This is a genomic window from Treponema zioleckii (assembly GCF_014737315.1).
GTDB classification, from domain to species: domain Bacteria; phylum Spirochaetota; class Spirochaetia; order Treponematales; family Treponemataceae; genus Treponema_D; species Treponema_D zioleckii.
Window position 1 is genome coordinate 61,991 of the sequence record NZ_JPUF01000005.1, and the last position, 14,765, is coordinate 76,755.

At 39.4% G+C, this 14,765-nt stretch carries 12 protein-coding genes; 3 read left to right on the forward strand and 9 right to left on the reverse strand.

Annotated features, from left to right (window positions below; genetic code table 11):
• Positions 1-40: 40 nt before the first annotated feature.
• The 3 genes from JI65_RS02680 to JI65_RS02690 are packed head-to-tail and all read right to left on the reverse strand — an operon-like array spanning position 41 to position 5,841.
• The gene (locus JI65_RS02680) at positions 41-3,607 is read right to left on the reverse strand and encodes an HD domain-containing phosphohydrolase (RefSeq protein WP_191013832.1); all 3,567 of its coding nucleotides are present in this window, start codon (positions 3,605-3,607) and stop codon (positions 41-43) included.
• 2 nt (positions 3,608-3,609) lie between these two features.
• Positions 3,610-4,635, reverse strand: a complete 1,026-nt coding sequence (locus JI65_RS02685) for a hypothetical protein (protein ID WP_191013833.1) — start codon at positions 4,633-4,635, stop codon at positions 3,610-3,612.
• Positions 4,636-5,841, reverse strand: a complete 1,206-nt coding sequence (locus JI65_RS02690) for a BMP family ABC transporter substrate-binding protein (RefSeq protein WP_191013834.1) — start codon at positions 5,839-5,841, stop codon at positions 4,636-4,638.
• A 262-nt stretch (positions 5,842-6,103) separates the two neighbouring features.
• Between JI65_RS02690 and JI65_RS02695 the strand changes: the two genes are divergently transcribed.
• Together JI65_RS02695 and JI65_RS02700 are read left to right on the forward strand one after the other, a co-directional pair.
• Positions 6,104-6,487, forward strand: a complete 384-nt coding sequence (locus JI65_RS02695) for a radical SAM-associated putative lipoprotein (RefSeq protein WP_191013835.1) — start codon at positions 6,104-6,106, stop codon at positions 6,485-6,487.
• Positions 6,477-7,568 carry a TIGR04133 family radical SAM/SPASM protein gene (locus tag JI65_RS02700; protein WP_191013836.1) on the forward strand — a complete coding sequence of 364 codons (1,092 nt, stop codon included), beginning with the start codon at positions 6,477-6,479 and terminating at the stop codon, positions 7,566-7,568. The genes JI65_RS02695 and JI65_RS02700 overlap by 11 nt, the downstream gene beginning before the upstream one ends.
• Here JI65_RS02700 and JI65_RS02705 read toward each other — a convergent pair.
• From JI65_RS02705 to JI65_RS02715, 3 genes are all read right to left on the reverse strand, one after another.
• Positions 7,565-8,296: an HAD-IIA family hydrolase gene (locus tag JI65_RS02705; RefSeq protein WP_191013837.1), complete on the reverse strand. Its 732-nt coding sequence runs from the start codon at positions 8,294-8,296 to the stop codon at positions 7,565-7,567. The two genes, JI65_RS02700 and JI65_RS02705, sit on opposite strands and share 4 nt — an antisense overlap.
• 33 nt (positions 8,297-8,329) lie before the next feature.
• Complete coding sequence (locus tag JI65_RS02710; RefSeq protein ID WP_191013838.1) at positions 8,330-8,872, reverse strand: hypothetical protein; 543 nt, start codon at positions 8,870-8,872, stop codon at positions 8,330-8,332.
• A 302-nt stretch (positions 8,873-9,174) separates the two neighbouring features.
• Complete coding sequence (locus tag JI65_RS02715) at positions 9,175-9,411, reverse strand: zinc-ribbon domain-containing protein (RefSeq protein WP_191013839.1); 237 nt, start codon at positions 9,409-9,411, stop codon at positions 9,175-9,177.
• A 125-nt stretch (positions 9,412-9,536) separates the two neighbouring features.
• On the opposite strand from JI65_RS02715, the gene JI65_RS02720 reads away from it, so the two are divergent.
• Positions 9,537-10,418 (forward strand): ketopantoate reductase family protein, encoded by an 882-nt coding sequence (locus tag JI65_RS02720; protein WP_191013840.1) that lies wholly within the window; start codon positions 9,537-9,539, stop codon positions 10,416-10,418.
• A gap of 208 nt (positions 10,419-10,626) precedes the next feature.
• Here JI65_RS02720 and JI65_RS02725 read toward each other — a convergent pair whose 3' ends face one another.
• The 3 genes from JI65_RS02725 to JI65_RS02735 form a co-directional block, all read right to left on the reverse strand.
• On the reverse strand, positions 10,627-12,183 hold the full coding sequence (locus JI65_RS02725) for a response regulator (protein WP_191013841.1): 1,557 nt from the start codon (positions 12,181-12,183) through the stop codon (positions 10,627-10,629).
• Positions 12,176-13,789 (reverse strand): sensor histidine kinase, encoded by a 1,614-nt coding sequence (locus JI65_RS02730; RefSeq protein ID WP_191013842.1) that lies wholly within the window; start codon positions 13,787-13,789, stop codon positions 12,176-12,178. The genes JI65_RS02725 and JI65_RS02730 overlap by 8 nt, the downstream gene beginning before the upstream one ends.
• A gap of 175 nt (positions 13,790-13,964) precedes the next feature.
• A partial coding sequence (locus tag JI65_RS02735) for a YARHG domain-containing protein (protein ID WP_191013843.1) occupies positions 13,965-14,765 on the reverse strand: 801 nt, incomplete at its 5' end.

The window sequence follows — 14,765 nt, forward strand, 5'->3', positions numbered from 1 at the left end:
AAAGAATTAAGATTCCTTAAAGTGTTGCACGCTCCCGTTTTTAAGGCACGCTTTCTTCCACCGTTCGCTCTACGTTTAGTTTTCCTGTGCGAATCAGCTCTAGCATTATTTCTACCAAGCCTGGATCAAATTGAGTCCCGGAACAACGTTTTAATTCGCTTACAACAAAGTTCATATCCAAGGCTTTTCTATAAACGCGGGTTGCCGTCATTGCGTCAAATGCGTCCGCAATGCCAATAATGCGTGCGTTGAGCGGAATTTCTTCTCCTTTTAGTCCGTTCGGGTAGCCTGAACCGTCGTAATGTTCATGATGAAACCTTGCGCCTTCATCTACATGCGGAATAAGTGTAAAGTCTTTTAAAATCTCGCCTCCAATAATGGTATGAGTCTTCATAACTTCATATTCATCATTTGCAAGAGGGGCAGGTTTGTTTAAAACACTGTCGGGTACGCCAATTTTTCCAATATCATGCAGAAGTCCAGTGTTTTTGATTTGTTCAAGTTCTTCTTCCGAAAAATCAAGTTCGCGGGCAATCAAAACTGCGTATTCTGCAACACGGAAAGAATGGCGTCCCGTACTTTTGTCGCGAGCTTCAACGGCATTCGCAATGGAAAAAATCGTCTCGTTGCCCATGCGCACTTGCCGCTTGATAGCTTCCATTTCTTCTTTTTGTTTTTCTTTTGCCTTTCTGCCGTAACTCGCCATTACGTAACTTGTAAGCCAGGCAATCGCAAGAGTTGCAACACCCACTGTATAAAGCATAAAATACCAGTTGTCGTAAATGCGGTAAGTTTTTGAAAGAATGTATGTCGCTTCCTCAACTGTCTCGCGACCTTTTGAATCCAAAACGCCAAGATGGAATTTATATTCACCGGCACGCAGATTTGTGTACACAATGCTTGAAAGTTCACTTTGCAGCATAACGGCAGGTTTTTCATCACCCCCCTCAAAATACAGACTTATATAGGGCGTGTTTAAAGAATAATTTATGATTTCAGGCACAATTTCGAGCGTCGTACTTTCGGCAGAAATTACAAAAGGAATATCCTTTTGAACGATGTGCCGTTTTCCGTCAATCAACACGGATTTTAACTGCATTCGATAGGAATGTTCAGCCTTGTCATACGTGTTCAGATTTATTCGGTTGGCTCCATTGTCACAAGAAAGATACAAGTCGCCATTTTCGTCCAAATAGTTCCACGAATTTGCGGTGAGTGAACCTCGCAATCCTTTTTTCAAATCCAAAAGCTCAAAGTCAAGTTTTTCGCCACTTAAAAGTTCGTCACGATTCACCACGAAAATACCTGCCCCGCTCAAAACGAAGATATTTTTGTTTTCGCGCACAACAAGGTCGTAATTGTTGGAGAAAGGAAAATTCGAAAGCAGCTTGCAAGAGACTTTGTTGTTTGAAAAATTCACATAGCACAAGCTGTTGCTTGTTACAACAAAAACACCGTTGGTTGGAAGCACTCCGTCAAAATCATTTACAGTTCGCAAAATAACGTTAGATGAAAGTCCGTCCGAACGTTTTATGAGTCTCGAAATCGAATACTTTACGCTAAGCAAATCCCCTTCATCATCATTTTTTATTGGAACAACATTCTTTTTTATTAAGGCAAGTCCACCGCCGTCAGTGCCTGCAAGAATCCGCCCATCACGATTTTCGGAAAGCGTAAGAATCACGGAAGTTTCAAGCCCATCTTTTTCGCCGAGCCACTGAAAAATCTCATCATTTGTTATAAAGCCAATTCCATCGTTTGCACCGGCAACAATTGTTCCGTCCGAAAGCTCAATCGCAAGCCGGAATTCATGCCCTCGACCAACATTTGTCATCGTTCCGTCCGGCAAGGCATGAATTATTCCACGCGATTTTGTAGAAATCCAAAGTGAGCCGTCTTTGCTCAAAGTAAGGCAACGAACCCGAGTTCCAGAAAGAGCTTCGGTAAGTTCATTTTTGAGTGCATGGCCAGTTTTTCCGCTCAAAGCCATAAGTCCGTCGTCAGTGGCAAAGTAAATATCGCCCAAAAATCGAACCGTTGAATTTACAACGGAAACAGGAAGATTTGAAGAACTGTAAAGTTCTGTAAAAGAAGTCTGGCTCATTTTTAGAACGCCAAGACGTGAAGAGGCAAACCACAAATTTCCCTGATAGTCCTGAGTCATGTTGTCAATTGAATTATTAAATCCGCCGGTTTCAATCAGCGAAAATTTTCCGTTGCAAATGCAACCTACCCCATTGTCAGCACATAAAAACAAAGTGTCATCATAATAATCCAGCGAATTTATGTGCTTAAGCGGTTTGCAAGCAATTTCGTCAACTTCAGAAACTTCATTGCCATTTATAGAAAACCTAAGTAGTTTGCTATTTTCTGTAGAAGCACACAAAGTTCCGTCGGGCAAAAAAAAGGCACTCGTAAATCTTTCGTTTATATCTTTAGATGACCAAATGATTTCTGCTCCGTTCTCCAGCAAAAAAAGCCCGCCTTTTGCAGTAACAGCGGCAATATGTTCATGCTCGTCCGAAGTCAAAACAATTGCGCTCTGAATTTGCGGAACGATTTTTAAAACGCCCAATCCGTCTGCAAGGGAAAGAACGGCAAGGTCTTCAATCGTTCCAACGTAATACAAACCGTCTGAGCCACGGATAATGCTTCGCACGGTGTCTGAAGGCAAGCCGTCTTTTTCTTCAAGAACGTTCATTACAGTTTCGTTAATAATGATTGAAAGTCCGTTGTCATTTGTGCCGACAAAAAGTCTTCCTTCATCATCAACATAAAGGCTGCGCACGGCTTTAATCGACTCAAACTCATTCATAAGCCGGAATTCGTGACCGTTATGGCGATACAGACCTTCGTAAGTTCCAATCCACAAAATACCGTCGTTCGTAGAAGCAATGTCGTTCGCCTTTCCGCCCTGAACTCCATTTTCTTTGTTGTAAACGGTATGCGCGTAGGAATTATAATTTCGTGCCTCCGCGTAAGTTTTGTGCGCCGAAAAAAACGGAAGCAAAGCAATCAAAAAAACTGGCGCGATTTTTAAGAATCTTGGCAGAAAAGGTTTTAGAACGCGGTACACACGAAGCGCAACAAAAAGCAGCACCAGCGTTATGACTTTATCCAAAAAATCCATGTAAAACTGTCCCAAAACAATACAAAATGGACGCGGCAATCCCCAGAACGAAAATTCTTCAACAATTCCGTTTCCCCACGGATTTCCAACATCGCCGCCATAAAAAGCAACGTTCAGCGTAACCGAAATCGCCACGCAAACCAGCGTAACCAAAACCGAAAGTGACATGGTTTTGAGGAGAGTTTCAAACCAGCCACGACGCGCCAAAATTCCAACGATGACTGCAATAAAAATGCTGGTAATTGAATAAATGAACGAAATTGGATTTATTAGCCCGTGCAAAATATTTCCAGAAACACCGACTATCGCACCGCAAACTGGTCCCAAGCAATACGCCGTAAGAAAAGTGCCGAAGGAATCAAGCCAAAGCGGAAGATTAAAAGAATCAGCAAAGACGCGACCGCCTACATTTAGTCCCATGCTCAAAAAAACTAGCCCGACAATTTGATACGGCTTGTAGATTTCTGGATTTTTCATGCTCACAATTCCTCACTTTTTGGTATTACAGTACAAATTATACAAAACGGGTCATTGGCATTATCAAATTTTATCTTGCTCACCAAAGTGCACTCAGCTTTTGTGGCCTTTACGATTGTATGAATCGCCGAGTCAATTCCTTTTTTGGATTTTGCAAGAAAATGCATTGTTTCTACATCCGTAAGCGTAAAGAGACTTCGTAACGAAGACTGAGCGTTGGTCTCAATCTTGAGCGAAAGCTGGGCGCAAGGATTAAACAGGCTGGTTTTTCCTTCCATATCAAAAATGATTATTGGAATATCGAGCGAATAAAAAATTTCCTGACTAACATTTTTTACCGTCGGCGTAAACATAATGTGGCGTTTGACCGCGAACCACCACGAAAAATAAACGAACAAAAAACTCGCCGAATATCCGAACGTTGGATATTTTGAAGTAAAAACCGAATGAAACATATCAGGAATTGCGGCAAAAAGAATCACAAAGTTCGCGCAAATAACCTCCAGCGTAAAAAGTTTATCGCGCCGCGCCTTTTTGGACTTGAACCAGCGGATTCCAAAATACAACATGACCGGAATGAGCAAAAAAACATATATATAATGGAAGAAAAATGAACCAGCCAATTTGTTTTCGTATGCAGTATAAAATTCATAACGAACATAATTGATTGCTGTCGGCTGACCAAAAATAATCATGTCAAAAAGCAAGTAAGTTCCGAAGAAACCCAAAATGATTGCACGGCACTTTAATTTTATGCGAAGCTCAACAAACAAAAATGCAAGTTCAAAATAAAGGAACGAATCGATTCCCAAAAGCCCGAAAAACCGCGGAATGCAAGCAAAACTAAGATTCGGTGTAAAGCCCATAATCGCATAGCCCACGCCAATCAAAAAGGCAAGACTAGCAAAGAGAATCGTAAAGTTTCGGATATATCCGCAGTCACGCTCTTGCAAATAGAACATAACTCCCGAACCGAGGGCAAGACAACCAAAAGCGGCAAGAATAAGGTTCAGATAGATTCCAAGCATTTATTCCTCCACCGTAATTACATCTTGAAGCACATAACAAAAACTTGGCGCGGAGCGATTCGCACATTCAATGAACGGTCTGCGCAAGTCCCAAACATCATTTTTATCAAATGGATTCACGCCAATATAATTGCCCTTAAAAACCGTAATGCCTTCATTTTTGAACATTTTTATTGTGCTTTCAATTTCTTCCAGAGAACCAGGCGCAAGAATCCGTCGGTTCAGCCCCATTATTTCAATCCAGCCTCTGTCAAATCCAGCAGAAGCATCTGTAGTTTTGTACGGACTTTTTACGAATTTTTCTATTTTCTTTCCTTTTAAAACAGCCTCAGTAGCTCCCAAAACGTATGGAGTCCAATTGATTCTGCAAGAAGCCAATGACGTTGTAGGCGCAACGTCCGTCATACTTTGGTTATAGCCAACCGAAAAAACCGTCTTTCCGCGCTTTGTGCTAGCTTCCTCGCACGCGATTGCCGGACCTGCAGTATCGGAATGCTGACTTATAATCACGCAGCCTTCATCGATTAATAGGTCAGCGTATTTTTTTTCCAGCACGTGATTAGACCAAGTATTCGTATAACGTACCACCATTTCGGTTTCGGGAACAATGCTCCGCACGCCAAGAAAAAAAGCCGTGTAGCCAGAAATAACTTCTGCAAACGAAAAAGCGGCAACATATCCAACCTTCGCCTGATTCCGTTTGATTTTGCCGTTTGCAATCAGTTCCTGCAACTTCATTCCTGCAATCACTCCGCAAACATAACGACCTTCGTGTATAGTTCCCATAAAATTATGATAGTTAGGAAGATTCGGCTCCACACCTGAAAGGTCCCCCGTCGCATGGCAAAACTGAACTTCTGGATATTTTTGTGCCATCAGTTTTGTTGCAGAACCATGACCATAACTCACTGTAAAAATAAGGCGACAGCCGTTCGTCACCAACGATTCAATCGCATTCTCGCAATCTCGTCCAATTCCAATATTGTATTTTGTATAAATCTGAATTTTATCGCCAAAAGCATCTTCGAGTTCATTTTTGGCACGGGAAAAATTTATAGTATAGGCAGTCGCAGTATCTGCGTTAAAAACAAAGCCCACCTTTAAGATGTTTGCTCCACTCCCGCGCGATAACACCTTTGTGGCAAAAAACATAGCCCCAATGCCAAACAGCACGGTGAGGGAAGTAAGAATGTAACGATTTTTCATAACATAAATTATAACATGACCAAACATTTTAAGATAAGGAAATATTAAGATTTTTATAAAAAAGCACGTTTTGACTCTAATTTCAGTAATTTAGGAAATTGTCATGCCGAATTCACTTCGGCATCTCTTAATTCTGCAAGGATTTAAGATTCTGAATCAAGTTCAGAATGACACAAAGTTATTCACATTGAGTTTAATTTCATATTAAAATATGTTATAATTTAAGCAGATTTCCATGCTGAAACTAAACTAGGAGTAAAAATTGAAAGACAAAATTCATTGGACTTGGAAAAAAATTCTTGGAACGATTCTTGGAATTTTAGGAATCGGTACTTTAACTTCTTGCTACGGAATGCCCGAAGACGGATTTTATACATACTCTTGCACTGTAAAAGGCAAAATCAACGGAACAGAACAACCAATCGAAGGAATCTTGGTAAACGTAAAAGATTCAGAAGGTTATGAATACAAAAACAAAACTAATTCCGAAGGAAAAGTCTCTCTAAGTGATATATTTGAAGGGAAATGCACTATCACTTTTACCGACGTTGACGGCGCAGAGAATGGCTCGTTTGCAGAAAAGACCAGTAACATTTCTCTCACCGACGATTTGAACGAAACGGTAACATTAAAAAATGCCCAATAAACTAAAGCAGGCGATTTTTCGCCTTTACCGCAACCACGAAATAAAAACACATGAACTCCGATATCTTTTTTGGGAGTGCACTCTCCGCTGCAATCTGCATTGCCTTCATTGCGGAAGCGACTGTCTTGCAACGAGCGGAGTGCCCGACATGCCTGTTTCGGACTTTGCTAAAGTTTTGGACGACATAAAAGCTCACAATTCGTACAAAAATCTAACGATTTGCATTACTGGCGGCGAACCGCTTTTACGAAAAGATTTGGAAGAAGCCGGAAACGAGATAAAAAAACGCGGATTTCGCTGGGGAATCGTTACAAACTCCCTTGCACTCACCCCGAACAGGTTTGTCGCGCTTTTGAACGCGGGTCTTTCTTCAATAAGTTTTAGCATTGACGGCTTTAAGACCGAACACAATCACTTGCGACAAAACGAGCATTCTTTTGAAAAAGTTCAGGAAGCCATAAAAATGTCCACGACTTTTCAGAAACAGTTTCCTGGCAGGCTCGTTTTTGACGTAATCACTTGCGTTCACCGAGGAAATCTAGGAATTTTGCGGGAATTTCGCGACTACCTAATCAAAATGAATGTTCCGATGTGGCGAATTTTTTCGATTTTTCCAGAGGGACGTGCCGCCCAAAACGATTTGGCACTTTCAAAAGAAGAATATCGCTCGCTCATGGATTTTATCGTGGAAACGCGTTCCTACAAAACCAAAGACGGAAAATCGATTCACTTGAATTATGCGTGCGAAGGCTATCTCGGAAGTTACGAGCTTAAAGCCCGCGATTATTTCTTTTTTTGTCGCGGCGGCGTGAACGTTGGCAGCGTAATGTGCGACGGTTCCGTTTCTGCGTGCCTTTCTGTGCGGGCAAAGGATTTTATTCAGGGAAATATTTACGAAGAAAACTTTGAATTCATGCGGCTCTGGAACGAACGCTACCAAAATATGCGAGACAGAAGTTGGTCTAAAGTTGGAAAGTGCGCCAAATGCAAAAACTGGAAAAACTGCCTCGGAAACGGGCTACACCTGCACGAAGACGCAAAAAGCGAACCTGTCCGCTGCAATTTTGAGTTTTTGAATTAAAGTTCCGTTAGATTTTCGACAATCTTATGCGGGATACAACGTAATTCATCATCTTTTTGATATTTTCCAGTTTTTACCAGCACAGATTTTGCTCCGTATTCATTTGCACCAGTTACGTCCGTCTTCCAGTCATCGCCAATCACACAAATACTGTTTTTTTCAGAATTCAGAATTTTTCTTGCAACATCAAAATATTCCTGCGACGGTTTTCCGAAATTTTTTATTTCTGCACCAGTTATTTCCTCAATGATTTTTACAAAAGCACCTGTATCAAGAGCCTTTCTGCCATTTTTCAAATAAAAAGTTGATAAAGATGCAGTTAGCACATTTATATCATTTTCGACATCATCAATAATTCCTTGAATCACATCGTAACCAAAATTCAGTTTTTCAAAATCCAACAAAATAACGGCTTCGTAATCCTGCTTTACATTGCAAGCCTTTATTTGCTTGATTTCAGCCTCGGAACCGATTATTTTTACTTTTTGGATTTTCATATTAAGCAAGTATTTGTTTATCGCAACAATCGGATTTAGAATTTTTTCCGCCTGCACGTTGATTCCAGCCTGCGCCAACCGATTTTGCTGAACTTCAACGTTTTTAATCGAATTCGTCATCAGTAAATAATTCGCATGATTCTGATTCAGTCTGTCAATAAAATCAACCGCCCCGGTCAACGCGTCCGAGCCATTCAACAAAGTTCCGTCAATATCAATCAAATAATTCATGTTTTATTCTACAATTTTAGATTCAGTTCAAAATTAAAAATGTGTTTCAACAAATACAATATTTTCACTATTTTTAAGCCAAAGATCCTTATCAAGTTTCATATCATCAAAAGAAAACCATTTGTATTTAGTGCCATTAATTTTAAAACTGTCTTTTTTTGGAAGCTGTTCTGCCTCAAAAGAGCAGTTATAAAAAATATGATGATATGTTTTTGTCATGTTTGCTGAAACAGAGCGCTTTGTAAAATCTTCTTCTTTTATAGAAAGGATTTCGATTGGGGAGAGATTTAATGTTTCTTTTGCAAATGTTTTTATCCCCAAAATATCATCATCTTTTGTGCGGGAATACGGAAACAAATATGTTTTCCAACGTTTATCTTTCTTCAAAAGAAAACGCCCATGAGAATCCTTTAACAAAAGAAGTGAAAAGTTATGTTCATTTGTACAGGCCGTAATATCTTTGAGAAAAGCTTCAAGAGAATATCTAGAGTTGTAAATAGAAAAAACAAAAATGGCAATATATCCGCATAACATTGCAAGTGCCAAAATTATAACAAATAAAGGAAGCTCTTTCATATTTACATTATAAAAAGTAAATACAACAGTTATTATATAACCGCAAAGAGAAAAAAAAGACTGGAAGAATATCACCAGATGATTTTATAAAACGCTTTCGCTGATGTAATAACTCTTGTAATTTTCCTTCATCAATATTCATAAAATCAATATAAGTCAGAAGAAACAAAAATAAAAGTGTCTAAAAAAATAGACTCAAAGAGGCTCTAAAACACATAAAAATGCAATTCTCCACTACGTACACAAAAAAAAGCTTCCCTCCCTTCGGAAAGCAACTTGTAAACTTGGCAGACAGTTTACCGCTATTTGAGAAGGGCTTTAGCCTCTTTTCTAGTAATCTGTGCCGAAATTCCGCATTCTGGGCAGAACTTAAAATATTTTATTGAAAGCGGAAAGCACGGAACAAAAAATATTGTGAGCCAAACTGAATTCCGTACAATTCCAAGTTTTATTGTGCGATTGCAATTAGGGCAAGTTCCTTCTTTTTTGTAAAATCCCAGTTCGTGGCTATACGACTGCACGCCGACAAGAAAAAACATCTGTCCCCTCCAAATCTTTGTTTTGATTCAAAATTATCGTAAAACAAAAAAAGAAATAGTCAATCGCAGAAAAATTCACTACAATATTCTTATGAAAGAAATAAAAAATAGCAAGCATTATCGGAATGGGTGCTCTGGGACTTATGTACGCGAACATAATTCAGGAGCACTTGGGAAGCCAAGCCGTTCAGTTTGTGATGGACGGTGAGCGAATTGAAAAATACAAAAATACCGATTTTAAGATTAACGGTGTTTCAAAAAAATTCAGAATGGTCGATGCAAAAAATGCAATGCCAGCAGATTTTGTGCTCGTGGCAGTAAAATTCACAGGCCTTGAAAAAGCACTTGAAACGATAAAAAAATGCGTAGGCCCAGACACCGTAATAATTTCTGTTCTTAACGGAATTTCGAGCGAAGAAGTTCTTGCAAAACATTTTGGTCGGGAAAAAATCGTTTATTCTGTGGCGCAGGCAATGGATTCAATGCGTTTTGGCTCAGAAGTGCGTTACACAAAAGAAGGCGAACTTAGAATCGGCGTGGCGAACGGTGGCGTGCAAGAAAAATTAAAATCACTGGAAGATTTTTTTGACAAATCAGGCATACATTATATAGAAGAAAAAGACATTCTAAGGCAGTTATGGAACAAATTCATGCTGAATGTGGGAATAAACCAAACTTGTATGGTTTTTAGTGCCTGCTATTCACAAGTACTCGGAACAAAAGAGCTAAAAGACGTTTTTGTTGGCGCAATGCAAGAAGTTAAAGCCGTGGCAAACAAAAAGGGCATAAATCTGAATGATGATGACATAAATCAATGGATAAAAATCATCGCCACTTTTGCTCCAAACGGAACTCCTTCAATGGGACAGGACCGAATTGCCAAACGAAAATCAGAAGTGGAGCTTTTTTCGGGAACAGTGATTCGTCTCGGCAAAGAAACCGACACGCCAGTTCCAATAAACCAAATGCTTTACGAGAAAATTATGGAAATTGAAGCCGAATATTAATCCTGTCATGCGAATCTCAACAACCGTCATGAGGCTGTCCAATAAGTTCGTAATACAATGTCATTCCGAACTCGTTTCGGAATCTCTACCCTATATGTAGCGTAGATGCTGAAATAAATTCAGCATGACAATACTTTTAGGACATCCCCTTTGGATTAACGATGACGAAGATTCCAAAAAGGCGTGAATACGTTGACAATTCGGCTTCCTAGCGGCAAGCAAAATCGTGCGGTGACATGCCGGTGTATTTTTTAAAGACTTTGCTAAAGTAAAAGGCATTTTCAAATCCAAGTTCTTCGGCAACGTCGCTCACTTTGGCTTTGTTTCCTTTGAGCAACTGTTTTGCCCGCTCGATTTTTTGCTCGTTCACATATTCTATAAACGAACAGCAAGCGTAGCGAGTAAAAAGTTGGCTCAAATAATTCGCACTGATGTTAAAAAGGTCAGCGGTGTTGTTCAGATTCAGCTTTTTCTTTACGTTTGTTCGAATGTATGCCTGCACTTCTTCCACAAGTTTTGTTTTGTAATCTTTTTTTCTGGAATTCAACTCGGCGCAAAGACCTTCGTTCAGTTTGGTGAGATACCAAGAAATTTCCGCGCAAGAATGCAGTTGATACAAGCATCGGTAATTGTCTTTTTCGCCGGCAAAGATTTTTGAAACGACTTCTTCGCCGTCTTGCAAGAGCGACATTGACATGTACAAAATTCTGCTCACCGCATCCAAAGCCTGCACCTGCATGGACGGATTCAATTCTATGCAGTCCGAAATTTGATTCATGGCGTTTTTTAGTGCCGTTGCGTCCATTTCGTCGAATGCCTGCGTAATATTTTTTCTGTAAGCGGTCAAATTCAAAAGGAGTTTTTCCTTGTTCCGTTGTCTTGCCAAATCATAGGAATCTGAAATTTCATAAAGATTATTTACAGTTTTTCCGATTGAAAGTGAAAGTTCCACCGAAAAATAATTTTTGACAATCGACTGAATTTTTTCCATTACGCCATTTATAAAATCTACAATTTCGGAATTTTCTTTGTCATCTTCGAGACAGAAAATTATCACAAAATTTTTTGTGTCGAGCGTTACCAAATGGCTCGTGCAATATTTTTGAACGGTTTCGTTTACCAACGCAATCGTGCTCGTGTAAAGAGCAAGCGGTTTGGATTCAGATTCTGCTTCGCCGTTCGTTATTTCCACGCAAACCGCAATAAACGCCTTAAAATCCGAATCAATATGCAGTTCCTCTTTTTGGATTTTGTATTGCATTTCGCTTTCAAAAAGATGATTCAAAAGCCTGGAAAAAAATTTGTCCCGCATAATGTGCTGCATGGAATTTACGGAAGCCGAATCGCTCACGGCAGAGTTTTCTTTTTGCTCCGCATTTCTAAACGCAATCAATTTTTCGGTGGCTTTTTTTAGCGATGCAACAAGAGTCTGCGCCGTCAGCTCGACTTTCATAAGATAATCGACCACAGAAAGTTTTATTGCCTGCTTTAAGTATTCAAGTTCCTCAAAACCTGTGAGAATTATAAACTGAATGTCATCGCCATATTTGTTCTTGCAATATTCTGCAACTTCAAGTCCGCTTTTTACGGGCATTTTTATGTCTGCCAACACAATATCGGGCTTTTCTTTATCAATCGCTTCTATCGCCTTTTCTCCGTTCCGGGCAGTTCCGCACACTTCCAAACCGTATTCCGACCAAGAAATCATTGATTGCAGACCGATTAGAACAAGCGGCTCGTCATCACAAAGCAAAACTTTAAGCATCTGCATTCACCTCGCTTTTTTTGTAAGGAATGTTGACTTTTACAGTCGTGTACTTATTTTTTTCGCTTACAATTGAAAGCCCGTATTGCGAACCGTATTCGTATTTTATTCGTTTTTGAACGTTCAAAATTCCCATTGACTTAAAAAGTCCGCTTCCAGAATTATTTTTTTGCGAATCATTTTCGTCCTGGTAAAGAATTTCTTTTATTTGCTCAGCATCCATTCCTCTGCCATTATCGGTAAGATTTATCTCGATAATTCCGTTCGAAAGTTTTTGGATTTTTAGGCTTATTGAACCAGCGTTTCCAGTCGGCTCGATTCCATGAAAAATAGCGTTCTCCAAAAGTGGCTGCAAAGTGAACCGAGGAATCAGCGCGTCTTTTAGATTTTCGTCAATTTGCTTTTCCATTGAAATAGCGCCACCGTAACGGTATTGAAGAATTACAAAATAGTCGTCCAACAGAGAAAGTTCCTCGCCAAGACTCACAAGCGCGTTCGACGTTTTTGAGATATTTTTTAAGAGGCGCGCAAGGGAAGTGACCATTTCGGCAATTCCCACAGCATTCTGAATCGTCGCCATCCATTTTATTGAATTGAGCGTGTTGTACAAAAAGTGCGGATTTATTTGATTTTGAAGAATTTTGTATTCAAGCTGCTGCCTTTTCTTTTCGTCCTCAACTTTTGAAATCATCAGCGAATTCACGCTTTTTGAAAGATTGTTAAGTCCTTTGCCAATATCGCCAAATTCATCATCCCACTCGATTCCGGGATTTGGCGCAAAATTACCAGACGCAACTCGGTCAAGTTGTTTTTGTAATTTTGAAACCGGCACCGTTACGACTTTTGACAAAGTGGCTTTTATTCCGAATCCCAAAAAATACAGCCCTACCCCAAACAACAAAAGAAGATGAATAAAAAAATCCCTGAGCCGTTTAAAAATTAAACGGGACAGACTGATTGAAAGATTTATTTTTCCTTCAAGAATCGGACAGACCACAATCTGTTTTGCCTGTGAGATTTCAGAATCCACGCCTTTTGAAAGAATCCCTTTTTCCAGTTTGTACGTTCGTCCTCCCAAAGAAATGAACACAACATCATCTGTTCTGTAGTCCTTAAAATGTGACAATATAATAGAAGAATCTAGTGCAATATAGCCCCAGCTGCCGTTTTGCTTTCCGTTTTTGTCGTAGATTTTAAAATTCATTGGCAAAACATAGCCTTCGCTCTGCGGAAAAAACGGGTCGTAGCAAAAAGAAGTAAGATTTTCGTTCGACAACCCGCGAAATCTCCCAATGTTATATTGCGTTACAGGAGCACTTGAAGCCGATGTGAGTTGAATAAAATTGTTCGACTCTTTATTTGAAATGATGACCCGGCGGATAAAAGGGGTTGCACGTAAAATGCGCACCTCGCCAATGAGTTTTTCGTAAAGATTAAAATTTTCGTTCCGTCCAGATTCATTATTGATTTCTGAAAATTCACCGCTTGTGCTGCACCAATGCTCAAATTGTTTTATGGATTTTAGGTCCATCTCAATATTTTCGGCGATTAATTTTAAGGCGGAAGCCGAAGAATTTATAAGATTTTCTGTAATGTAAGAACGCATACAGAAAAAACTGGCAATAGTTAAAAATACGGATATTCCAAAAGAATAGGACATTGCAATTATAGAAAGTTTACCACGTAGCGTCCTGAATTTTTTTTTCATACCTTTAATTATACACCAGCTTTTCTGAATGCGGGAAAATTGTTTTTGTTCGACTCCGCTCACCAACCGACGCTCAGCCTTTAACCTTCAAGCGCGTTTTGCCCTGCGGGAGTTTATTTTCGTATTCTTGTATTATCTGCATTAATTCTTGTTCTTTCTCGGTAAGTTCAATTTCGCTTTGGTCAGAAATTGTCGGATTATAGTTTGGTAAAGATTTCCGAAACAGGTCATTCAAATCTTTGCTTTTAAAAATGTATCCGTAGCGGGCAAAAATTAGGTTTCTCAAAATCCGCAGTTCCGGCTTTGAAATTTGAGAAATCAATTCTGCATTTAGCTTAGTAAAACAAGAATCTGGATTGTCCAAATAATAATTAAAAGCATAGACAACGGCGTCGTTTAAAACAGAGCGGTTTGTGTTAAAAAATGTGTCAGAACAAATGAAAATATAGTAAAGTTTCGTCTGTTTTCCAAATTCGTCCAGAATCGGTCTTCTGATTTTGTAGGAAATCTTGATTTTTGAAGCACTTTGCTCCGTTTGAAAAGAACCGATAAGGCCGCCCAAATCTCCTTCGATTGTAATATAAAAATCTGTTCCTACTTTTTCAAAATTAAATATAGAAAAAGAATTTCCATTTTCCCCAGTTTGAACTTTTAAACTTTGATTGCTTTTTGTAAAATGCAACTGGTTCATGGTGTTAATGTTCGCATCGTTCACGCATAAATGCAGCGTATTTCCTTGTGGCATAACATAATACTTGCCATTGTCAAACAAAATCCTTGTGGTTGAACTAACTTCTCCATTCCCATTATCACCGATTTCTTCGTGCGTCCAAGAATTGAAGCCGAAAAATACTCCGTCAGAAGCCGACAAAAG

Coding starts and splice junctions, on each gene's coding strand:
- JI65_RS02710 (WP_191013838.1), bottom strand. CDS start 8,872: ATGAAAGAGCTTCCTTTATTTGTTATAATTTTGGCACTTGCAATGTTA.
- JI65_RS02700 (WP_191013836.1), top strand. CDS start 6,477: ATGCCCAATAAACTAAAGCAGGCGATTTTTCGCCTTTACCGCAACCAC.
- JI65_RS02720 (WP_191013840.1), top strand. CDS start 9,537: ATGGGTGCTCTGGGACTTATGTACGCGAACATAATTCAGGAGCACTTG.
- JI65_RS02680 (WP_191013832.1), bottom strand. CDS start 3,607: ATGAAAAATCCAGAAATCTACAAGCCGTATCAAATTGTCGGGCTAGTT.
- JI65_RS02725 (WP_191013841.1), bottom strand. CDS start 12,183: ATGCTTAAAGTTTTGCTTTGTGATGACGAGCCGCTTGTTCTAATCGGT.
- JI65_RS02705 (WP_191013837.1), bottom strand. CDS start 8,296: ATGAATTATTTGATTGATATTGACGGAACTTTGTTGAATGGCTCGGAC.
- JI65_RS02690 (WP_191013834.1), bottom strand. CDS start 5,841: ATGAAAAATCGTTACATTCTTACTTCCCTCACCGTGCTGTTTGGCATT.
- JI65_RS02730 (WP_191013842.1), bottom strand. CDS start 13,789: ATGCGTTCTTACATTACAGAAAATCTTATAAATTCTTCGGCTTCCGCC.
- JI65_RS02715 (WP_191013839.1), bottom strand. CDS start 9,411: ATGTTTTTTCTTGTCGGCGTGCAGTCGTATAGCCACGAACTGGGATTT.
- JI65_RS02685 (WP_191013833.1), bottom strand. CDS start 4,635: ATGCTTGGAATCTATCTGAACCTTATTCTTGCCGCTTTTGGTTGTCTT.